The sequence below is a fragment of the Mycobacterium sp. 1245805.9 genome (assembly GCF_001672915.1).
Lineage (GTDB): Bacteria > Actinomycetota > Actinomycetes > Mycobacteriales > Mycobacteriaceae > Mycobacterium.
The window spans coordinates 1-20,605 of sequence record NZ_LZKR01000035.1 but is presented as its reverse complement, the minus strand read 5'-3'; the positions used below and the strand labels follow the sequence as shown (position 1 = coordinate 20,605).

The following is a 20,605-nucleotide window of genomic DNA, read 5'->3' as shown; positions in this document are numbered from 1 at the left end:
ACAAGCGATCGGTGACCAGTAACGTGGCCGCTATGACCGTCTCGGTTGAGCCAAGCGACAACTACACCGGACACGTCGACCCTGGCACCGCGGCCCGCCGGACCCTACCCGGCGCCACGATTCTAAAGGCGTCGGTGGGCCCAATGGACAACAACGCGTATCTGGTGACGTGTTCCGCGACCGGGGAAACCCTGTTGATCGACGCCGCCAACGACGCCGACGTCCTGATCGACCTGATCCGCCGGTACGCGCCGAAGCTGTCGCTGATCGTGACCAGCCATCAGCACTTCGATCACTGGCAGGCGCTGGAGGCTGTCGCGAAGGCCACGGGCGCCCCGACCGCCGCGAACGAGATCGACGCGGAGCCGCTACCGGTCAAGCCCGACCGTTTGCTGGCCGGCGGTGACACCGTGCGGGTCGGCGACCTGAGCTTCGACGTCATCCACCTGCGCGGGCACACCCCCGGCTCGGTCGCGCTGGCCCTCGCCGGGCCCGCGCCCGGCGGGGTCACGCACTTGTTCACCGGCGACTGCCTCTTCCCGGGCGGTGTGGGCAAGACGTGGCAGCCCGGAGATTTCGCGCAGCTGCTCGACGACGTCACCACCCGGGTGTTCGACGTCTACGACGACTCGACCGTCATTTACCCCGGCCACGGGGACGACACCGTGTTGGGCGACGAGCGCCCGCACCTGGCCGAATGGCGCGAGCGCGGCTGGTAGGTCGTTGCGCGGCGCGTGTGCGTCGACGGCTTTCCGCGTGCACTGACGGGGCGCTTGAGGCGATTTTCGCGCCCTAGCCTCACACCCAAAGCCCTAGCTGCACACCCCGATCGCTACGTGGTGTGCACGATGAGCACGTCGACCTTGGCCCGGCGCGAGACGTTGGCCGGCACCGATCCCAGCAGCCGTCCCGCGATGGTGCTCAGGCCGACGTTGCCGACGACCAGCAGGTCGGCTTTCTCGTCCTCGGCGAGCTTGACCAACGCGTCGACCGGGGCGCCGACGATCGACCGGTCTTCAATGTTCTTGGCGCCGGCCTTGCGCGCCCGCTCCTTGGCGTCCTGGAGGATCGCGTAAATCGGCGCGGTCCCGGACACCTTGTAGCTCTCGTCCCGCAGTGCGTCGGCGGCCCGGGTGTCCTCGTGCTGGGGCAGGTACGCCGACGCGATGATCAGCTTCGCGTCGTCCCCCGCGATCTGCGCCGCCCGGTCTACCGCGCGAAACGACGAATCCGAGCCGTCGGTCCCGACCACCACGGTTCGATAGGCACTCATTTACCCTCCCAGTTTCGGTTGGTCAGCCAACCCAAGACAGTATCGCGTTTGCCGGAGGGAGAGGAGAAAGATTTCTTGCTCAGCGTGGCGTGACGCCACGGGCATTTACCGAGGCCGGGCGGCACTAGCGGCCGATTTGCCCCGCGATTCAAGGGCCGATTCAGCGGGGCCCACGCAGAAAGCCTTGCACGGCCCCGCTTTTGGCCCGCCGCGGGCGCGCGCCGCAATTGCGGGCAAGCACCCTACCCTCCCCCACCAGGCTCGTCGCGAGCCAGTTCACGTTGCGCCCCTTACAGTGACAAGCATCATGGCCATGTCCACCGCTGAGCCGCGCGCCGCCGACGCCTCAGACGTCGCCGACGACGCCGCGCCGGCGCGCCCGCGCGGAGGTTTGCTCGATCCGTGGGCGATCGCGGTGTTCGCCGCCGCCGTCAGCGCCGCCTGGGCCAGCCGGCCGTCGTTGTGGTTCGACGAGGGAGCCACCATCTCGGCCTCGGCCAGCAGGACTTTGCCCGAGCTGTGGAAGCTGCTGGGCCACATCGACGCTGTTCACGGCCTGTATTACCTGGTCATGCACGGTTGGTTCGCGATATTTCCGCCGACGGAGTTCTGGTCGCGGGCGCCCAGCGCCCTGGCCGTCGGGGCCGCCGCCGCGGGCGTCACGGTGTTCACCAGGCAGTTCGTCCCCGGGCGCGCCACGGCCCGGTGCGCGGGCGCGGTCTTCGCCATCTTGCCGCGCACCACCTGGGCGGGAATGGAAGCGCGCTCGTACGCCTTCGCGGCCGCCGCGGCCATCTGGCTGACGGTGTTGCTCGTCGCCGCCGTGCGGCGCAACCGGCCGCGATTGTGGGTGGGCTACGCGCTGGCGCTGATGCTGTCGATCCTGCTCAGCCTCAACCTGATCCTGTTGGTGCCGGTGTACGCGGTGCTGGTGCCGCTGCTGGCGCCGAAGGGATCCCGCAGGTCGCCGGTCACGTGGTGGGCAGCCAGCTCGGCCATCGCCGTCGGCGCCATGACACCGTTCCTCGTCTTCGCCCACGGCCAGGTGTACCAGGTCAACTGGCTCTTTCCCGTCAGCTGGCACTACGCCTTCGACATCACCCTGCGGCAGTACTTCGACCACAGCGTGCCGTTCGCGATCCTGACGGCGGTGCTTCTCGTCGCGGCGGTCGTGGCGTGGCTGCGGGGCGCGCGGGGTCCGGGGGGCGACCTGCGCGTGCTCCTGATCAGCTGCGCCGCGTGGATCGTCCTGCCGACCGCGCTCGTCGTCATCTACTCGGCTGTCGTCGAACCGATCTACTTTCCCCGCTACCTGATCCTCACCACGCCCGCGGCGGCCGTCGTCATGGCCGTCTGCATCGTCACGCTGGCCCGCAAGCCCTGGCTCATCGTCGCGGTGGTCCTGGCGTTCGCCTCCGCCGCGGTGCCGAATTACCTGTTCATCCAGCGCTGGCCGTACGCCAAGGAGGGCTGGGATTACAGCCAAGTGGCCGACCTGATCAGCTCGCACGCCGCGCCCGGGGACTGCCTGATGGTCGACAACACCGTGCCCTGGCGACCCGGACCGATCCGCGCCCTGCTGGCCACCCGGCCGGCGGCCTTCCGCTCGCTGATCGACGTGGAGCGCGGCGCCTACGGGCCAAAGGTCGGCTGGCTGTGGGACGGCCACGTCGCCGTGTGGCTGACGACGGCCAAGATCAACAAGTGCCCCGCCATCTGGACTATCACCAACAAGGACGGCTCGCTGCCGGATCACCAAGCCGGGCAGTCGCTGCCGCCGGGGACCGCCTTCGGGCGTAGCCCCGCGTACCGGTTCCCGAGCTATCTCGGGTTCCGCATCGTCGAGCGTTGGCAGTTCCATTACTCGCAGGTCGTGAAGTCGACGCGGTGACGAGCGCGTAGAAGCGCCATCCGTGGGTAGTTGACGGAGATGCAGATCCTGCTGGCCAACCCGCTGCTCGGCGGCGACGTGCAGGGCGCGCGCCACGTCATCGAGCTGTTGGCCGCCTTCGGCCTGACGGCGCTCATCGGACTGGAACGCACGGTGCAGGGCAAGAGCGCGGGCCTGCGGACCCAGACCATCGTCGGCACGTCGTCGGCGTTGATCATGCTGGTCAGCAAATTCGGCTTCTTCGACATCGTGCACGCAGGGACCGTCTCGCTCGACCCGTCCCGCGTCGCGGCCCAAATCGTTTCGGGCGTAGGCTTTTTGGGCGCCGGCATCATCATCACGCGGCGCGGCGCGGTGCACGGGCTCACGACGGCGGCGGCGGTGTGGGAATCGGCCGCGATCGGCATGGCGGTCGGCGCCGGGTTGCTGCTGCTGGCCATCGCGGTCGTGGCCCTGCATTTCGTCAGCGCGCTGGCGTTCAGCGCGGTCGAGCGTCAGCTCACGGCCCGGCTGCGGGGGACCCGCCGGCTGACCATCATCTACGAAAACGGCCGCGGCGTGCTGCGGGAGCTGCTGCGGATCTGCGGGCAGCGCGAGTGGCAGCTCACCGAGCTCGACGCCGACGCCCACGACATCGACGACGGCGAGGTCAGGGTGACGATGACCCTGTCGGGCGCCAAGATGGGCAGCGCCTCGGAGGTTTTCGCCGACGTCGACGGGGTGGTTGCCATCCTCCGCGGCGGCGAAGAGCCCGACTGAGCTCAGCGGTTGCCGCGCACCGCGCGGTACGAAGCCACAACACCCGCGCCCGTCAACGCTGTGAACACGGCGAACAACCAGCGGGCAGCGGTGGCGTCGCCGCCGCCCTGAGCCGTGTTGACGACGACGCCGGCCACCCCGGCCCCGAACGCCCCCGAGATGAGCTGCACGGTGTTGATCGCCGCGGCCGCCGCGACGCCTTCGGCCGGGTCGTCGACGGATTCCATTGCGCGCACGGACAAATGGGGCCAGGCCATCCCGATCCCGATCCCCGCGACCAGCAACCCCAGCGTCCAGGCCGCGACGGTCCCGGCCGGCGCGTTGTCGCGCTGGGTGAGCGCACCCAGCGCCAGGCCCGACGCCACCACCACCGGCGCCGCCACGATCACCCGCCCGATCGCCCGCGGGCTCTCCAGCGACGCGCTGAGGATCTCGGAAACCGTCCAGCCGACCGCCAGCGCGGCGCCCAGGAATCCGGCCGCGAGCGGCGACAGGTGGGCCAACCGCTGACCGAACAGCGGCACGTAGGTGTCCACCATCGCCCCGATCATCAGCAGGCCCATCGCCAGGTAGATCCACTTCAGCGGTCCGGGCCCAAACACGCTGGGCGGCAACACCGCCGCGTGCATCCGCCAGTCGACGACCGCGAACAGACCGACCAGCACCACGGCGGCGGCGAGCAGCCCGGCCGTCGCGACGACGTTGTGCGGGATCTGGGCGACGCTGACCGCCAGGGCGGCCGCACCGATGAGCACCAGCGACCACACCGGAACCCGCAGCCGCAGTGCGTCGGCGCTCTGCCCGGCGCGGCCGGCGGGCAGCGCGATCGGCACCAGCGTGGCCATCAGCGCCGTCAGAACGGTCATCGCGACGAAAGCCCACCGCCACAAACCGAACTGGGCGAACAGGCCGCCCGTCGCGGGCCCAACCACCGTCGCGACCCCCCACATCGCCGACACCAGCGCCGAGGCCCGGGTCCACAGCGAGCGGGGCAGCGCCGCGTTGATGACCGCGTAGCCGAGGCCGGCCAGCAGGCCGCCGGCGACGCCCTGCAGGGCGCGCGCCGCGATCAGCACCTCCATGTTGGGGGCCGCCCCGCACGCCAGGCTCGAGACACCGAACACGGCCAGCCCCAACAGGAATGACGAGCGCGCGCCGATGCGCGCCAGCATCGGATTGACCATGGTCGCCGCGACCACCGACCCGACCAGGTACAGCGTGGTCACCCAGGCGTAAAGGCGGCTGCCGCCGATCTCGGCGACGGTGTTCGGCAGCAGGCTGATCGTCAGGAACTCGTTGGTCGCGTACAGCGCGACGCCACCGGCCAGCACGACCGAGGTTCCCAGGTACTTGGCGCCCAGCAGCTCGCGCCAGCTGCCGGTGACGGCGTCGGTGTGCGTCACTTCAGGCCGGCGGCATCCATCCCGCGCAGTTCCTTTTTGAGGTCGGCGATTTCGTCGCGGAACCGGGCCGCAAGCTCGAACTGCAAATCGCGGGCGGCGGCCATCATCTGCGCGGTGAGGTCCTTGATCAGGTCGGCCAGTTCGGCGCGCGGCATGTTCGACGTGTCGCGGCCCTCGAAGACGCCGGCGCTGACCGCGCGACCCGGCTCACCCTGGGCGCGCCGGCCACGGGACATGCTGCGCCCGGAGCCGATTTCGACGGTTTCGCTGTCGTCGGCTTCGGCGTAGACCCGGTCGAGGATGTCGGCGATCTTCTTGCGCAGCGGCTGCGGGTCGATGCCGTGGGCCTCGTTGTAGGCGATCTGCTTGGCGCGGCGCCGTTCGGTCTCGTCGATGGCCTCCTTCATCGAGTCGGTCATGGTGTCGGCGTACAGGTGCACCTCGCCGGACACGTTGCGCGCGGCGCGGCCGATGGTCTGGATCAGGCTTCGCGTCGAGCGCAGGAAGCCTTCCTTGTCGGCGTCGAGGATCGCCACCAGCGACACCTCCGGCAGGTCGAGGCCCTCACGCAGCAGGTTGATGCCCACCAGCACGTCGTAATCGCCGAGGCGCAGCTGGCGCAGCAGCTCCACCCGGCGCAGGGTGTCGACCTCGGAGTGCAGGTAGCGCACCCGGATGCCCATCTCCAGCAGGTAGTCGGTGAGGTCCTCGGCCATCTTCTTGGTCAGCGTCGTGACCAGCACCCGCTCGTCGGCGGCGGCGCGCTTGCGGATCTCCCCGATCAGGTCGTCGATCTGCCCCTTGGTCGGCTTGACCAGCACCTTGGGATCCACCAGGCCGGTCGGCCGAATCACCTGCTCGACGAACTCACCGCCGGTCTGGCTCAGCTCGTACGGCCCCGGCGTGGCCGACAGATACACCGTCTGCCCGATCCGATCGGCGAACTCCTCCCAGGTCAGCGGACGGTTGTCGCACGCCGACGGCAGCCGGAACCCGTACTCCACCAGGTTGCGCTTGCGGGACATGTCGCCCTCGTACATGCCGCCGATCTGCGGCACGGTGACGTGCGACTCGTCGATGACCAGCAGGAAGTCCTCCGGGAAGTAGTCGAGCAGCGTCGCCGGCGGCGATCCCGGCCCCCGGCCGTCGATGTGCCGCGAGTAGTTCTCGATGCCCGAGCAGAACCCGACTTGGCGCATCATCTCGATGTCGTAGTTGGTGCGCATCCGCAGCCGCTGGGCCTCCAGCAGCTTGCCCTGTCGCTCGAACTCGGCGAGCCGCTCGGCGAGCTCCTCCTCGATGGTGGAGATCGCGTGGGCCATCCGCTCCGGCCCGGCCACGTAGTGGGTGGCGGGGAAGATCCGCAGCGAGTCGACCTGGCGAACCACCTCGCCGGTCAGCGGGTGCAGGTAGTACAGCGCCTCGATCTCGTCGCCGAAGAACTCGATACGGACCGCCAGCTCCTCGTAGGACGGGATGATCTCCACGGTGTCGCCGCGGACCCGGAACGAGCCGCGGGTGAAGGAAAGGTCGTTGCGGGTGTACTGGACGTCGACCAGAAGCCGCAGCAGGCCGTCGCGGGGCACCTCGGTCCCGACCTGCAGTTCGACAGAGCGGTCCAGGTAGGACTGCGGCGTGCCCAGGCCGTAGATGCACGACACCGACGCGACCACCACCACATCGCGCCGCGACAGCAGCGCCGACGTCGCGGAGTGTCGCAGCCGCTCCACGTCGTCGTTGATGGAGCTGTCCTTCTCGATGTAGGTGTCGGTCTGCGCGATGTACGCCTCCGGCTGGTAGTAGTCGTAGTACGACACGAAATACTCGACGGCGTTGTGCGGCAACATCTCTCGCAGCTCGTTGGCCAGCTGAGCGGCCAGCGTCTTGTTGGGCGCCATCACCAGCGTGGGGCGCTGCAGCCGCTCGATGAGCCAGGCGGTAGTGGCCGATTTTCCGGTGCCGGTGGCGCCGAGCAGGACCACGTCACGCTCCCCCGCCCGGATGCGGCGCTCCAGCTCGTCGATGGCCGCGGGCTGGTCGCCGGCCGGTGCGTGCGGGCTGACAACTTCGAAGCGGCCACCGGCGCGCACCAGCGCTTCGACGTCCTCGGCCGCCGGGCGGTATTCCGAGTGCGCGACGATGGGGTGTTCAGTGGCAAAGGCCATGGCACCAGGGTAGAGGCGGCCACCGACAAGCGTGTCAATGCTGGTCTTAAGATCGTTGCGATGACAAGTTCTTCGGGCTTGGTGGTAGTCGAACTGACCGATGATGAACGCAATTTCATTCGACAGACCCTGCGCCAGTGGGAGTCGTCGGCGGCTGGACAACCGTTTCCGTTTCAGGTGCTCGGGTTGCCAACTTGGGAGGAATTCGGGGCGCTGACCCTACGTCTTGAGCATGCCGTCACCGACCACGAGGCACTGACCGATCTGGATTGGGCGCGAGTGCTGTTCTTGACTGAAGTCACTTGGGCCAGCGACCTGGTCGGATCGGGTTTGGACTTTGACTCGGTCACGAGCTTCTCCGACGTCGAGGCCCTGGCTTTGCTTCGCGGTTTGCAGCGCAAAATCGGCGGCTACCGCCGCGCCAAGCTGTTGTTCCCAAAGGGCGGCCGAAACGATACTCAAGGGCAAGTCGACTAAAGGCCGCGTTTAGCGGGGCCACGGACCGGACGGCGTGGCGATGACGCACAGGTGACTCGCGGGAAGCAGCCCGATCGGCCGGCTCCGATAGTCAATCCGATTTCCACCTGATCGAGATCATTCACCGTGGTCCCATGGGTCAGGGTCCATGTCACCGAGCACTGGCGGCTGGTGATGGCCCGTGTGCGGAGGCGGCACCAGCGTGGGACCGAAGGGCGTGGCCCCCGGTCCGCCAACAACGACCGGTCCCCTCCCACCCGGGGCCGAAGGTGCCGGTTTGGGCGCTGGCTGTGCTTCCACGGGCGGTGGGGCTGCCGCCCGCGGTGCCGATGGGGATTGTGGTGCGGATGCAGGGGGCGCCATCTCGCCCGGAGCGACGGGCGGGAGCCGTCCCGGCGCAGGAGGGGGCAGAGGCTCGAATGGCCGCGTGCGCTGCTCAAAATAATCCTGCGGGGTTCGCCAGGTACTTCCAGGACGCGGCTGAGGCGCGTAAGTAGTGCCATAGTCCCGGCCCTTTGGATTGATTTGAATAATTTTGCCGTCGCGCAGCAACGTCAACGCGCCAGAGTCCACATCGGTACCGAAACGAGTATTGGGGTCATTCATCGAGTCGTAGATCCAGCGGGCCAGGTCTCGCTCGGACCACCCCTTCGGAAAGTCCTCGGCATGCTTGTCGAGTGCGTGACCGTGCGCGATCTCGATGGCCACTTGCTGCTTTTGCTCTTCGCTCCACCCCTTAAACGGGTCGCCAGGAGGACCCGGCGACGGCGGGTCTTGTTTGAACGTGTGGTTGTCGACGGCTTGGGCCTTGGGGTCCAGCGAAGTACCACGATCTCGCGGAAAGGTGTCACGAACACCGGCTACGGCCGCGGTGACTTTCGCCGCCACCTGTTGATCGAGCGCGAGTAAGTGCGCTGCGCGCTGCCGGATATCGGCGGCGAAGGTTTGCGCCTGGGCTTCCCGGGCGGCCCGCAACGCGGGCGTACCGCCAGTGGAGCGGTCGGTGACCGATATGTCTTCGCGCACATCGAATCCGGCGGCATTGGCGTCTTCGATCGCGTGGCGCAGCCGCGAGCGGGCCGCAAAAAGATCGGCGGCTCCGCTGCGGGCCACCTTGGCCGCCGCTTGCAGTTGGTCGGCTGCCCCGCTGGTCGTCAGCATGTCAGCGTGGGTCGCCATGCGCAGCGCGTCGGCGCCGTCACCTTGCCAATCGACGGCAAGCGCGTCCCGCCACACCTGGTTGGCTACCCCATAGCTGCGCGCACCGACGGCCTCCCAGTGGTCGGCCGCGGCCGTGAGATGTTCGGTGGGCCAGGTCAACAGCCCCGAAAGGTCGGGAAACCCCGCGACCCCCGACATTCGCTACCCGCCGATCACCGCGGACATCTCGTTGGCAGCGTCAGCCTCGTTGGCGACATATCGCGTGTCAGCCTCAGACACGCGAGTCGCGTGGGCACCCACGCGCGCGGCCAGTGCCGCCGTGAACGCGGTGACCTCCGCATGAGCGCCAGCCACCGCTGCGGCGCTGGCCTGACACGACAAGCCGAGCCTCGGCGGAGCGGCCGTGTCGCTCACCGACCGACGCGCCCCATCGACCCGCCATCGCCTGCACATCAGCGACGTCCACACGCATACGTGGAAGTTTATTAGGACTCGCGGGCCACGAAAGTCAGTCACGACCACACGAGCGTGCGCAGAATGCCACGCGACGCGGCGTGTCGGCGGACAGACACGCACGCTCGCGGCTAAGGGGCGCGGCCAGAGCGGCCAGAGAAACTAGGCCCCGGGGCGCGTCCAGGTCCGCGTGACCGGGTCACACTGCAGCAGGTAGCCGTCGCTCGAGGTGGACATCGCGAACACCGAGGTGTTCGGACGGTTGCAGGAGCTGCCGGTGGCGTGCACGCCCATTGTGATCGGCGCCTTGGCCCACGTGTTGCCCTCGCAGACGACCTGCTCGCTGTTGGTCGGGTCGTAGGCGAGCTTGTCGACGTCGCTGCACGACCCGCCCAGGACCGGCGCGCCCGGGTGGGGCGGCGTGGTCGACGCGCTGATCACCTGCGCGGGATCGGCGACCGGCACGGACGGCGGGGCGTCGCCGACGCGGGTGGCTACCACCGGAACCCGCACCACCGCTCCCTGCGCGCCGCACTCGTCGGACAGGGCGGTTTGTGTCACGGTGCCGCGCAGCGTGCCGTCGGCCTGCGGCGCCAGCGACCCGGCGACGCTTTCCTGTTGGGTGGCCCTGACCTGCCCGTTGGGCTCGGTGCAGCCGGCCCGCTCCTGCTGGAACCCGCCCTGCCAATAGCCACCGATGAACCGCAGCGAGTAGGTGTGGCCGCCGTCAACCGTGCTGGCCACCTGGTGGTTGGTGTCGTCGAGCTGGGTTCCGGTCGCCGCGCACCCGTTGGCGGTGCACACCGAGCGGAATGCCCACCAGCTGGCGACCGGGCCGTCGTGGCGGATCGGGATGCCGTTGGTGGTCTGCTTGCTGCGGTCGTAGGTCAGCTTGTAGGTGCCGTTGAGCACCGGTCCCCCGGGTCGCGCGGGCGCCGCGCTGGGCTCCGGCACGGACGGTCGCGACGCGAGTGCGGGGACGTTGGGCGTCGGGCTCTGCGGCTGGAACGAGTACAGCGTCGACCAGGTCGCCGCGATGGCGATCAGCACCGCGCACACCAGCGCGGTCGCCCACCGGGCCCGCGACGAGAACCGGTGGCGCACAAGGGCCATCACCCCGCGCCGTGGTGTGATCGCGGCGCCATCGGCCGAAGCGTCCTCCGCGGCGGCGTCGATCCGCTCGCCGACGGCGGCGGCGAACGCGCGGCACCGCTCGAACCTGTCCTCGGGGCGTTTGGCCAGGGCCGTGAGGAACACGTCGTCGAGGTAGGCCAAATCGGGGCGGTAATCGCTGAGCCGCGGCGGATCCTCGTGCAGGTGCTGGCTGATCACCGCGACCGGGTTAGAGTGCTGGAAGGGCGGCGCGCCGGTGAGCAGATGAAATGCCGTGGCCGCCAACGCGTATTGGTCCGCGCGGCCGTCGATGTTGGAACCGGTCAGCTGCTCGGGGGCGGCGTAGGCCACGGTCCCCACCGCGACGTTGGTCTCGGTGATGCCGCTGATGTTGGCGAGGTGACGCGCTACACCGAAGTCCGCCAACAGGATTCGGCGTTCCCCGTCCTCGGGATGGGTGAGCAGGATGTTGGCGGGCTTGACGTCGCGGTGCAAAAGGCCGCGATCGTGGGCGTAGTCCAGCGCCCCCGCGACCGCCTGCACGATCGCGCACACCTCGTCGATGGGCATCCCGTCCGGGTAGCGCTCCTTGACCAGCCGGGCGGCGTCGGTGCCCTCGACGTAGTCCATGGAAATCCAGAGCTGGCCGTCGAATTCGCCGCGGTCGTGGACGCCGACGATGTGCGGGTGCCAGAGAGTCGCCGCCAGGTCGGCCTCGCGGTTGAACCGCTCGCGGAACTCGGGATCGGCGGTGACCGCCTCGGCGAGCACCTTGATCACGTCGCGGCGCGGCAGCCGGGGATGCAGCGCCAGGTAGACCTCGGCCATGCCGCCGGCGCCGAGCTGCCGCAGGATCGTGTAGCCGGCGAACGCCGCACCGCTGCTCAGCGCGAGGCGGGAGGCGCTGGCCTCGGGGCGGGACACAACAGCCGCCTCCAAGGCCGGGGGCTCGGCGTTCGGGGTCGAGTTGACCGGCGGGATGCGACGAAACAGGTGCGCGACGGTCGCCGAGGGACCCGAATTGAAGCCCGCGCGCAGGGCCTCACGCGCCAGGCGCGGGTTACTCAGCAGCCGTCGTCCGGCGTCGATGCGCCGGGTCGTGCCCCTGTGTTCGTCCGTCAATCGTTGCCCCCTCGTTTCTGTGCTTTCACTCCCCGCACGTCCGAATGATGCCGGATCTCGGTTGGCGACGGGTCTCAGGAGGCTATGAGCGAGCTATGAGTGGCCAAATCGAAACAAAGCCAAATCACAGGCGAGTCCCATGGGGAGCACTCAAACCGCGGACCGATACTTGTGTAGTGACTCGACCCGCCCCGCCTGTCCTGACCATCCGGCACGACGGGTCCCAACGCTCGTTCGCGGCCGGCCACGAGGTCGTCGTCGGGCGGGACGCGAACGCGGACATGCGGATTCCGGACCCCCGGATCTCGCGCGCGCACCTGATTGTGCGGTTCGACCAGGGCCGCTGGCTGGCGATCGACAACGGCTCGCTGAACGGCACCTACGTCAACGGCTACCGGATGCCGGTCATCGACATCCACGACGGCCAGAGCATCAACGTCGGCAACCCGCAGGGACCCAGGCTGACGTTCGCGGTCGGACCGCAGCACGGCCACGCCAGTGGACCGCCGCCGGCCAGGCCGACGCGGGACTCCGGGCCGCCGACCGTGGCGTGGTCCGCGCTGCCGGAGCGGACGAACCCCACCGCGCCGCCCGTCCCCCGGCGCGGCCAGACCGGGAGCCAGCCCAGGCAGCCCGCGCCGCCGCGCCCGATGCCGTCCCAGGGCCCGCCCCGGCAGCCGCCAAGGCCGCCGACACCACCGAGGCCACCGCGTCCCCCGCAGCCGCGGCAGGCGCCGCCGCCCAGGCCCCCCGACAGGACGCCACCCGACCAGGTGACCACTGTCAACGCCGAACCGGCGCTCCAGCCGGAGGCGCCACCGCCCGCCCAGTCGACCGTGATCGACGCCAGGACGGCTGACGTCTCCAACCTGGCGACGAGGTTCGTGAAGTTGCTCTCGCCGCGCCTGTCGGCGGCCGCGGGCACGGCCGGCGCCAAGACGATCGGCCGCGCCGCCGAGAGCGACATCGTCGTCTACGACGTCCTCGCCTCGCGTCACCACGCCACGCTGCTGCACACCCCGCTCGGGACCGAGATCCGCGACAACAGCATCAACGGCACCTTCGTCAACGGCACCCGGGTCGGGTCGGCGATCCTGACCGACGGCGACGTCGTCACCATCGGCAACGTCGACCTGGTGTTCCGGGACGGCACGCTGGTCGAGGGCGGCGCCGCCGCGGCGCGCACCGGCGGCCTCGAGGTGCGCAACGTCCGCTACGTCGTCGACAACGGCAAGCAACTGCTCGACGACATCTCGCTGACCGCCCGCCCGGGGACGCTGACCGCCGTGATCGGCGGGTCGGGCGCCGGCAAGAGCACGCTGGCCCGGCTGATCGCCGGCTACACCAGCCCCACCTCGGGTTCGGTGACCTTCGAGGGCCACGACATCCACGCCGAGTACGCGTCGCTGCGCAGCAGGATCGGCATGGTGCCCCAGGACGACGTGGTGCACCGCCAGCTGACGGTCAACCAGGCGCTGGGCTACGCCGCCGAACTGCGGCTGCCGCCCGACACCAGCAAGGCCGACCGCGCCAAGGTGGTCGCCCAGGTGCTCGAGGAGCTCGACCTCACCAAGCACGCCGACACCCGCGTCGACAAGCTGTCGGGCGGCCAGCGCAAACGCGCCTCGGTGGCGCTCGAGCTGCTCACCGGGCCGTCGCTGCTGATCCTCGACGAGCCGACGTCGGGCCTCGACCCGGCGCTGGACCACCAGGTCATGACGATGCTGCGCCAGCTGGCCGACGCCGGCCGCGTCGTGATCGTGGTGACGCACATGCTGTCCTACCTGGACATCTGCGACCAGCTGTTGTTGGTGGCCCCGGGCGGCAAGACCGCCTACTTTGGCCCGCCTGACCAGATCGGCGAGGCGATGGGCACCACCAACTGGGCCAAGATCTTCACCAAGGTGGGCGCCGACCCCGAGGAGGCCAACCGGCGCTTCCAGGAGCGGGCCGAGGCCCAGAAGCGGCCCCAGAAACTGCTGCCGGCCCGGACCGACGAGCCCGGCGACCTGGGCGAGCCGGTCCACACCAGCGTGCGGCGCCAGATTTCCACGGTCGCCCGCCGGCAGGTCCGCCTCGTCGTCGCCGACCGCGCCTACTTCGTCTTCCTGGCGCTGTTGCCGTTCATCCTGGGTTCGCTGTCGCTGACGGTGCCGGGCAACCACGGATTCCAGGTGCCGGGGCCGAACGCCGGGACGCCCGACGAAGCCGCGCAGATCCTGGCCCTGTTGCTGCCGGCCGCGGCGTTCATGGGCACCGCGCTGACGATCCGCGACCTGGTCGGCGAGCGCGCCATTTTCCAGCGCGAGCAGGCGGTCGGGCTGTCGACGACGGCCTACCTGCTCGCGAAGACGGCGGTGTTCTGCGGGTTCGCGATCCTGCAGTCGGCGATCGTCACCGCGATCGTGGTGATCGGCAAGAGCGCCCCCACTCGTGGCGCCGTTCTGCTCGGCCATTCGACCGCCGGGGCCACCATCGAGCTATTCCTGACCGTGGCGGGGACCTGCGTCGCCTCGGCCATCCTCGGGCTGGCCATTTCGTCGCTAGTCCGCTCCAGCGAGCAGATCATGCCGCTGTTCGTGGTCACGGTGATGGCGCAGCTGGTGCTGTGCGGCGGGATGGTCCCGGTGACCGGCCGGCTCGGGCTCGACCAGCTGTCCTTCGCGATGCCGGCGCGCTGGGGCTACGCCGCGGCGGCGTCGACGGTCGACCTGCGCCACCTGGTGCCCGACACGCTGCTGTCCCAGGACCGGTTCTGGGAGCACACCTCGAAGGTCTGGCTGATTGACATGGGGATGCTGGCCGCGCTGTCGGTGTTCTACGGCGGCTTCGTGCGGTGGAAGATCCGGCTGAAGCGTTAGTCCGGGCCGACCCTAGAGCTGCTCCGCACCGCCGTCGACGAACAACTCGCTGCCGGTCATGAAACTGCTTTCGTCCGACGCGAGGAAAAGCACCGCCGCGGCGACCTCCTCGGGCCTGCCCAGGCGGCCCATCGGGACCTTGGAGGCCTCGCCTTCTCGCAGCTCCTGCTCTCGTCCGGCCGGCGCCAGTCCCAGCAGCCCCGGCGTCTCGACCGGGCCGGGAACGATGGTGTTGACGCGGATCCCACGGCCCACGAGTTCGGCGGCCCAGGTCCGCCCGAAGGAGCGGATCGCCGCCTTGGTCGCCGCGTACACGCTGAACGCCGGGGTGCCGTTGTAGGCGGCGGTGGAACCGGTCAGCACGATCGACGAGCCGCGGTTGAGCAGCGGCAGCATGGCTTGCACGGTGAACAAAGTGCCGCCCACGTTGGTGATGAACGTAGAGGTGAAGTGTTCGACCGAAATGTCGCCCAGGGCCGCGAATTCCCCGCCGCCCGCGTTGGCGAAGAGCACGTCGAGGCCGCCCCCGCGGGCTGTGATGGCGTCGGCGACCGCCGCCACGTCGTCGAGGTTGGCCACGTCGGCGCGGATCCCCGTCGCCCGGTCACCGATCGAGGCCACCGCGGCGTCGATGGTGTCCTGATTGCGACCGGTCAGGAAGACGTGGGCGCCCGCGTCGGCCAGTCGCTGCGCGGTCGCCAACCCGATGCCCGAGTTCCCGCCGGTGACGAGGGCTGTCTTTCCGCTGAGGTCGCTCACTCTGCCCCTCCCCGTGGCCCGATTGCCCATGCTCACTTCGACATGGTGATGATGCCTGCCAACGGCCGCGGCAACTAGGGTGGGACCATCCACCCGCCGAAGCACGAGACGTTCGACCTGGTCGCCCGCACCAACACCGATCCGAAGGGCATCGTGCGGGCCGTCGACGAGTACGTCGTGCACCCGTGGGGGCTCTACCTCGCCCGCCCCACCCCGGGCCGCGCGCAGTTCCACTACCTCGAATCGTGGCTGCTGCCGTCGTTGGGCTTGCGCGCCACCGTCTTTCACTTCAACCCGGGGCACGAACGCGACCAGGACTTCTACCTCGACGTGGGCGAATACACGCCGGGCCCGGACGTGTGGCGTTCGGAAGACCACTACCTCGACATCGTCGTCCGCACCGGCGACGGCGCCGGGCTGGCCGACGTCGACGAGCTGCTCGACGCCGTGCGCCACGGCCTGCTGACCCCGGAGGTGGCCGAACGGGCCGTGCGGCGCGCCGTGGTCGCCATCGACGGCCTGGCCCGCAACGACTACGACCTTTCCCGGTGGATGGCCACCCATGGCATGGAGCTGACCTGGCGTGAGGCATAGCTCGTTTCCTCACGTGACCCACGGGTATCACTTCCTGATGCGTTTGATCGACCACCGACGCAAACGCCGGCCCGACCGGGACCCGCGTTTCGTCATCCAACGGCAGGGGGCGGCCAGCGACTACTACTACCTTCGCCTCGAGATCGACGGCGTGCTGGTGTCCTGGGCGATCCCCGACCACAGCCGAATTGCCCACCGCACCGAGGACCTGCCGCTCGACGCTGCCGAGCGCGACGTCGACGGCGACCGCGGCACCTATGTCAATGCGACGCCCTTCGACATGGGCGAATGCCTTGAACGCGGCCATCTTTCGTTCTTTCTGTGCGGCGAGTGGCTGCGCGGCTGGTACACGCTGACCCGGGTCCGGGACGGCCGCGCCGAGACGTGGCTGCTGATCAGGCGCAAAGGCGACGAGGACGCCGACACGCTGCGCCAGCCGGCGCTGACCGGCCACTCACTGGACGACGTGTCATGACCGACTTCGCCGCCCTGCCCGCACCGGTGCGCGCGGCGCTGCACGACGAACCGGTGCCCGACTGGCGGGCCCCCACGCTGGCGACCCTGACCGACCGGCGGTTTTCCGATCCGCAGTGGATATTCGAGCGCAAATTCGACGGGATGCGCTGCGTCGGCTTTCGCGACGGTGACCGGGTGCGGCTGCTGTCGCGAAATCGGCAGCCGCTCAATGGAACCTATCCCGAGCTTGTCGACGCGCTCGGCGCCCAGCGCACCACGCGGTTCGTCGTGGACGGCGAGGTGGTGGCGTTCGCGGGCCGGCGCACCAGCTTCGAACGGCTGCAGGGCCGGCTGGGCATCACCGACCCCGAGGTGGCCCGCGCGTCCCCCGTCCGCGTCTTCTACTACGTGTTCGACCTGCTGCACATCGACGGCAAGTCCACCATCGATGTGCCGCAGCTGTGGCGAAAGAAACTGTTGCGCAAGGCGATTGACTTCGAGGATCCCCTGCGTTTCGCGGTGCACCGGGTCGAGGACGGGATCGGCGCCTATGAGGCGGCATGTCAGCGCGGCGACGAGGGTGTGATCGCCAAGCGGGCCGACGCCGCGTACGAAGGCGGCCGGTCGAAGAACTGGTTGAAGTTCAAATGCGTTCGGGACCAGGAATTCGTCGTCGGCGGCTACACCAGTCCCAAGGGCAGCCGCATCGAGTTGGGTGCGCTGCTGCTCGGCTACCACGACGGCCGCGACCTCGTCTACGCCGGCAAGGTGGGGACCGGGTTCGACGAACCCACGCTGCGTAACCTGCACGAGCGGCTGTCCCCCCTCGAGCAGGACGAGCCGCCGTTCACCCGGGGTCTGGTGCGCGAGAACGGCGCCCACTGGGTGCGCCCGGAGTTGGTGGCCCAGATCGGGTTTTCCGAGTGGACGCGTGACGGCAAGCTGCGCCACCCGCGATACCAGGGGCTGCGCACCGACAAGGACGCGTCCGACGTCGTGCGGGAGACGCGGTGACGCCGCGCGTCGACGTCGAGGTCACCCATCCGGACCGGGTGATGTTCCCGAAGGACGGGATCACCAAAGGCGAGCTGGTGGACTACTACGAGGGGGTCGCCGACGCGATACTGCCGCACCTGCGGGACCGGGCACTGACCGTGCAGCGGTTCCCGCGCGGCATCGGCGAACAAGGTTGGGTGCAGCAGGATTTCGCCGACTCGCTGCCCGACTGGATGGGCCGGGTGGAGGTCGACAAGGAGCGCGGCACCGTGGTGCATCCAGTGGCGGAACGCCCCGAGGCGCTGCGCTGGCTGGCCAACCAGAACTGCGTCACGCTGCACGTATGGCAGTCGCGGCGGGACCGGCTGCACAAGCCCGACCGGCTGGTGTTCGACCTCGACCCCTCCGACAGCGACTTCGCGGTGGTGCGGGCGACGGCCCACGTGACGGCCGGGGTCCTGGACGACCTCGGGCTGGCGCGCTATGTGCAGACCACCGGGTCGCGCGGGTTGCACGTCGTGGTGCCGCTGCGTCCCGACACCGATTTCGACACCGCCCGCCAATTCGCCCGCGAGGTCGCCGAAGTGGTGGTGGCCGACGACCCCGCGCATCGCACCCTGGAAGCCCGCAAGGACAACCGCGGCGACCGCGTGTACCTCGACATCATGCGAAACGCCTACGCGCAGACCGCGGTTGCGCCGTATTCGGTGCGCGCCCGGGCGGGCGTCCCGGTGGCGACCCCGCTGGAGTGGGACGAGCTGGACATGCGGGGCCTGCGGGCGGACCGATTCACCATCCGCGATGTCCCCAAACGGCTTGCCGGGCAGGGTGATCCGTGGGCCGGCATGTACCGGCACGCCCGCTCGCTGAAGGGTCCCGCGCAGCGGGTGGCGAAGCTTCGTGCCTGAACTGCCCGACGTGGAGGGCTTTCGGCGCGAGCTGGCTGACGCGCTGCCCGGCCGGCGGATCCGGGGCGTGCGGGTCCGCGATCCGGGCATCCTGCGAAACACCACCGCCGCGGCGCTCGGCCGGCGGCTCGCCGGGCGCCGCTTCGATCGCCCACGCCGGCACGGCAAGTGGCTGATGCTGCCGACGGACGGCCCGACGCTGCTGGTGCACAGCGGGATGACCGGGCACCCGTACTACGCCGCCGACGGCGCCGAGCGCGAGCCGTACGAGCGGCTGGTGATCGCGCTGGATCGCGGCGAACTGCGCTACGCCGACCTGCGCAAGCTGCGCGGGGTGTGGCTGGCCGACGACGACGAGGACGTCGCGCACGTCACGGGCCCGCAGGGCCCCGACGCGCTGGGCCTCGGCCTGCCGGCGTTCCGCGAGGCGCTGCGCGGCCGGTCCGGGCGCCTGAAGCCGACGCTGATGGACCAGGCGGTGATCGCCGGGCTCGGCAACCTGCTCACCGACGAGATCTGCTGGCGGGCCCGGATCGCGCCGGCCCGCCCGATCCCGCAACTCGAGGCCGACGACGTCAAGCGCCTGCACGCCGCGATGACTCAGGTGCTGCGCACCGCGGTGCCGCACGGTCGGGTGCCCGGCCTGCCGCGGTGGCTCACCCGCGTGCGCGACGACCCCGACCCGTCCTGTCCGCGCTGCGGCACCCGCCTCGCGCGGGCCCGGGTCGCGGGGCGGACGTCGCTGTGGTGTCCGCGCTGTCAGCCCGGGTAATCTCGGCTGCTATGAGCCCCAGCAACCACAGATGGATGGCGATCACCGCCTTGACCGTCATCGCGGCCGGGTCCCAGCTAAGCCCGGCAACCGCCAAGGCCGACCTGCACAACATCACCTACCGCGCCCGGATCGATGCACTGACCACCGGCAGTCAGGCCATTTTCGTGATCAACGGCAACCGGACGAACAGCACCAACCTGCCGTCGATGCCCGGCAACGTGTTCGAGGCCAACACGGTGTTGCCCGATCCGCAACAGGCCGGCATGCAGATCGTGCTGCACTTCCCCTACTCGGCGAACGTGCACTGCGAAATCGACGTGGACGACAACGTTTTCACGCAGCTCGATCAGTTCGTCAGACCAACGCCCGGTAATTCCGACCCCAAGAACGGCATGCTGCAGTGCGGCGCGACGCCGGATCGGCTAGGGCTGCCATCCGGGTGACCAGGCACGGCGGCCGCCGGCAATCACATCTGCCACAGGAATCTCTCCCGGCGACGGCACCCTTTCTGTCCACCTCACAGCGACAAACCAAGGCACGCAAAGGATTTGTCGCTGTGAGGTGGGCACCACGCGCACCCCAACCCTGCGGTGGCCAGTGTGACTGTTGTGACCGCGACGCCTAGGGCTGCCATCCGGTTGAGTCGGCCGCCCATGCCGCCGGTGACTCGGCGCCGGGCAACGGCGCGTCGTCGGAGAAGGCGGCGGGTGGATCGCTCGCCAGCGACGCCCAGTTGGCGGCTCTGCGGGAAAAGCTCGCCGGCAACGCCTAACGGCGTCCAGGGATGCTGCGCATCGGGTTGACCGGTGGCATCGGCGCCGGCAAGTCGGCGGTCTCGTCGACCTTCGCGAAGTGCGGTGCCGTCGTCGTCGACGGGGACGTCATCGCGCGCGAGGTCGTCGAGCCGGGCACCGAGGGCCTGAAGGCGCTCGTCGAGGCGTTCGGCGACGACATCCTGTCGCCCGACGGATCGCTGGATCGTCCCGCGTTGGCCGCCAAGGCCTTTCGTGACGACGAGGCGCGCCAGAAGCTCAACGGGATCGTGCATCCGCTGGTGGGCAAGCGCCGCTCGGAGATCATCGCGTCGGTGCCCGAGGATTCCGTTGTGGTCGAAGACATTCCGCTGCTGGTGGAGTCGGGGATGGCGCCGCTGTTCCCGCTCGTCGTGGTGGTGCACGCCGACGTCGAGGTGCGGGTGCGACGGCTGGTCGACCAACGTGGCATGCCCGAGGACGACGCCCGCGCGCGGATCGCCGCGCAGGCCGACGACGAGCAGCGCCGCGCCGTCGCCGACGTCTGGCTGGACAACTCGGGCAGCCCCGAGGAGCTGGCGCAGCGGGCCCGCGACGTCTGGAACGCCCGTATCCTGCCGTTCGCCCACAACCTGAGCGCGTGCCAGATCGCCAGGGCGCCCGCGCGTCTCGTACCGGCCGACCCGA

At 69.6% G+C, this 20,605-nt stretch carries 18 protein-coding genes and 1 pseudogene; 13 read left to right on the top strand and 6 right to left on the bottom strand.

Going from position 1 to position 20,605, the window contains the following annotated elements; genetic code table 11:
• Window positions 1–32: 32 nt before the first annotated feature.
• Complete coding sequence (locus A9X00_RS05930; RefSeq protein WP_067150413.1) at window positions 33–719, top strand: MBL fold metallo-hydrolase; 687 nt, start codon at window positions 33–35, stop codon at window positions 717–719.
• A gap of 113 nt (window positions 720–832) precedes the next feature.
• Here A9X00_RS05930 and A9X00_RS05925 read toward each other — a convergent pair whose 3' ends face one another.
• Window positions 833–1,273: a universal stress protein gene (locus tag A9X00_RS05925; protein WP_067150411.1), complete on the bottom strand. Its 441-nt coding sequence runs from the start codon at window positions 1,271–1,273 to the stop codon at window positions 833–835.
• Between the two features lie 307 nt (window positions 1,274–1,580).
• Here A9X00_RS05925 and A9X00_RS05920 point away from each other — a divergent pair, with 307 nt between their 5' ends.
• Both A9X00_RS05920 and A9X00_RS05915 read left to right on the top strand, forming a co-directional pair.
• On the top strand, window positions 1,581–3,164 hold the full coding sequence (locus A9X00_RS05920) for a hypothetical protein (protein WP_067150409.1): 1,584 nt from the start codon (window positions 1,581–1,583) through the stop codon (window positions 3,162–3,164).
• Between the two features lie 39 nt (window positions 3,165–3,203).
• Window positions 3,204–3,923: an MgtC/SapB family protein gene (locus tag A9X00_RS05915; RefSeq protein WP_067150406.1), complete on the top strand. Its 720-nt coding sequence runs from the start codon at window positions 3,204–3,206 to the stop codon at window positions 3,921–3,923.
• A 2-nt stretch (window positions 3,924–3,925) separates the two neighbouring features.
• Here A9X00_RS05915 and A9X00_RS05910 read toward each other — a convergent pair whose 3' ends face one another.
• Both A9X00_RS05910 and uvrB read right to left on the bottom strand, forming a co-directional pair.
• Window positions 3,926–5,326 carry an MFS transporter gene (locus A9X00_RS05910; protein ID WP_067150403.1) on the bottom strand — a complete coding sequence of 467 codons (1,401 nt, stop codon included), beginning with the start codon at window positions 5,324–5,326 and terminating at the stop codon, window positions 3,926–3,928.
• On the bottom strand, window positions 5,323–7,491 hold the full coding sequence (uvrB, locus tag A9X00_RS05905; RefSeq protein ID WP_067150400.1) for an excinuclease ABC subunit UvrB: 2,169 nt from the start codon (window positions 7,489–7,491) through the stop codon (window positions 5,323–5,325). Before uvrB ends, A9X00_RS05910 begins: the two co-directional genes overlap by 4 nt.
• A gap of 60 nt (window positions 7,492–7,551) precedes the next feature.
• On the opposite strand from uvrB, the gene A9X00_RS05900 reads away from it, so the two are divergent.
• Window positions 7,552–7,968: a hypothetical protein gene (locus tag A9X00_RS05900; protein ID WP_232006688.1), complete on the top strand. Its 417-nt coding sequence runs from the start codon at window positions 7,552–7,554 to the stop codon at window positions 7,966–7,968.
• 117 nt (window positions 7,969–8,085) lie between these two features.
• Here A9X00_RS05900 and A9X00_RS31185 read toward each other — a convergent pair whose 3' ends face one another.
• Together A9X00_RS31185 and A9X00_RS05885 are read right to left on the bottom strand one after the other, a co-directional pair.
• Window positions 8,086–9,327, bottom strand: coding sequence for a hypothetical protein (locus A9X00_RS31185; RefSeq protein WP_197515070.1), 1,242 nt, complete (start codon window positions 9,325–9,327; stop codon window positions 8,086–8,088).
• A 417-nt stretch (window positions 9,328–9,744) separates the two neighbouring features.
• The gene (locus tag A9X00_RS05885) at window positions 9,745–11,817 is read right to left on the bottom strand and encodes a serine/threonine-protein kinase (protein WP_067150392.1); all 2,073 of its coding nucleotides are present in this window, start codon (window positions 11,815–11,817) and stop codon (window positions 9,745–9,747) included.
• A 176-nt stretch (window positions 11,818–11,993) separates the two neighbouring features.
• Here A9X00_RS05885 and A9X00_RS05880 point away from each other — a divergent pair, with 176 nt between their 5' ends.
• Window positions 11,994–14,678 carry an ATP-binding cassette domain-containing protein gene (locus tag A9X00_RS05880; protein WP_232006687.1) on the top strand — a complete coding sequence of 895 codons (2,685 nt, stop codon included), beginning with the start codon at window positions 11,994–11,996 and terminating at the stop codon, window positions 14,676–14,678.
• A gap of 12 nt (window positions 14,679–14,690) precedes the next feature.
• On the opposite strand, the gene A9X00_RS05875 is transcribed toward A9X00_RS05880, so the two are convergent.
• The gene (locus A9X00_RS05875; protein ID WP_156771944.1) at window positions 14,691–15,437 is read right to left on the bottom strand and encodes an SDR family oxidoreductase; all 747 of its coding nucleotides are present in this window, start codon (window positions 15,435–15,437) and stop codon (window positions 14,691–14,693) included.
• Between the two features lie 153 nt (window positions 15,438–15,590).
• On the opposite strand from A9X00_RS05875, the gene A9X00_RS05870 reads away from it, so the two are divergent.
• The 8 genes and pseudogenes from A9X00_RS05870 to coaE all read left to right on the top strand — a co-directional run.
• The gene (locus tag A9X00_RS05870) at window positions 15,591–16,031 is read left to right on the top strand and encodes a DUF402 domain-containing protein (protein ID WP_067150386.1); all 441 of its coding nucleotides are present in this window, start codon (window positions 15,591–15,593) and stop codon (window positions 16,029–16,031) included.
• A 37-nt stretch (window positions 16,032–16,068) separates the two neighbouring features.
• Window positions 16,069–16,506, top strand: coding sequence for a hypothetical protein (locus tag A9X00_RS05865; RefSeq protein WP_067150485.1), 438 nt, complete (start codon window positions 16,069–16,071; stop codon window positions 16,504–16,506).
• Window positions 16,503–17,501, top strand: coding sequence for a non-homologous end-joining DNA ligase (gene ligD / locus A9X00_RS05860; protein ID WP_067150383.1), 999 nt, complete (start codon window positions 16,503–16,505; stop codon window positions 17,499–17,501). Before A9X00_RS05865 ends, ligD (A9X00_RS05860) begins: the two co-directional genes overlap by 4 nt.
• Window positions 17,498–18,391 (top strand): non-homologous end-joining DNA ligase, encoded by an 894-nt coding sequence (gene ligD / locus A9X00_RS05855; RefSeq protein ID WP_255363057.1) that lies wholly within the window; start codon window positions 17,498–17,500, stop codon window positions 18,389–18,391. The genes ligD (A9X00_RS05860) and ligD (A9X00_RS05855) overlap by 4 nt, the downstream gene beginning before the upstream one ends.
• Window positions 18,384–19,163 carry an Fpg/Nei family DNA glycosylase gene (locus A9X00_RS05850; protein ID WP_067150380.1) on the top strand — a complete coding sequence of 260 codons (780 nt, stop codon included), beginning with the start codon at window positions 18,384–18,386 and terminating at the stop codon, window positions 19,161–19,163. Before ligD (A9X00_RS05855) ends, A9X00_RS05850 begins: the two co-directional genes overlap by 8 nt.
• 11 nt (window positions 19,164–19,174) lie before the next feature.
• On the top strand, window positions 19,175–19,609 hold the full coding sequence (locus A9X00_RS05845; RefSeq protein WP_067150377.1) for a hypothetical protein: 435 nt from the start codon (window positions 19,175–19,177) through the stop codon (window positions 19,607–19,609).
• A gap of 242 nt (window positions 19,610–19,851) precedes the next feature.
• Window positions 19,852–19,938 (top strand): annotated as a pseudogene (locus A9X00_RS31640) (hypothetical protein); the annotation flags it as partial.
• A gap of 12 nt (window positions 19,939–19,950) precedes the next feature.
• Window positions 19,951–20,605 (top strand): dephospho-CoA kinase (gene coaE, locus A9X00_RS05840; protein ID WP_067150374.1); only part of this gene is annotated, 655 nt, incomplete at its 3' end.

What these genes read in the sequence shown, in the direction of transcription:
- A9X00_RS05865 (WP_067150485.1), top strand. Translation starts at nt 16,069, where the DNA reads ATGCGTTTGATCGACCACCGACGCAAACGCCGGCCCGACCGGGACCCG.
- A9X00_RS05900 (WP_232006688.1), top strand. Translation starts at nt 7,552, where the DNA reads ATGACAAGTTCTTCGGGCTTGGTGGTAGTCGAACTGACCGATGATGAA.
- uvrB (WP_067150400.1), bottom strand. Translation starts at nt 7,491, where the DNA reads ATGGCCTTTGCCACTGAACACCCCATCGTCGCGCACTCGGAATACCGC.
- ligD (WP_067150383.1), top strand. Translation starts at nt 16,503, where the DNA reads ATGACCGACTTCGCCGCCCTGCCCGCACCGGTGCGCGCGGCGCTGCAC.
- A9X00_RS05930 (WP_067150413.1), top strand. Translation starts at nt 33, where the DNA reads ATGACCGTCTCGGTTGAGCCAAGCGACAACTACACCGGACACGTCGAC.
- A9X00_RS31185 (WP_197515070.1), bottom strand. Translation starts at nt 9,327, where the DNA reads ATGTCGGGGGTCGCGGGGTTTCCCGACCTTTCGGGGCTGTTGACCTGG.
- A9X00_RS05920 (WP_067150409.1), top strand. Translation starts at nt 1,581, where the DNA reads ATGGCCATGTCCACCGCTGAGCCGCGCGCCGCCGACGCCTCAGACGTC.
- A9X00_RS05845 (WP_067150377.1), top strand. Translation starts at nt 19,175, where the DNA reads ATGAGCCCCAGCAACCACAGATGGATGGCGATCACCGCCTTGACCGTC.
- A9X00_RS05915 (WP_067150406.1), top strand. Translation starts at nt 3,204, where the DNA reads ATGCAGATCCTGCTGGCCAACCCGCTGCTCGGCGGCGACGTGCAGGGC.
- A9X00_RS05925 (WP_067150411.1), bottom strand. Translation starts at nt 1,273, where the DNA reads ATGAGTGCCTATCGAACCGTGGTGGTCGGGACCGACGGCTCGGATTCG.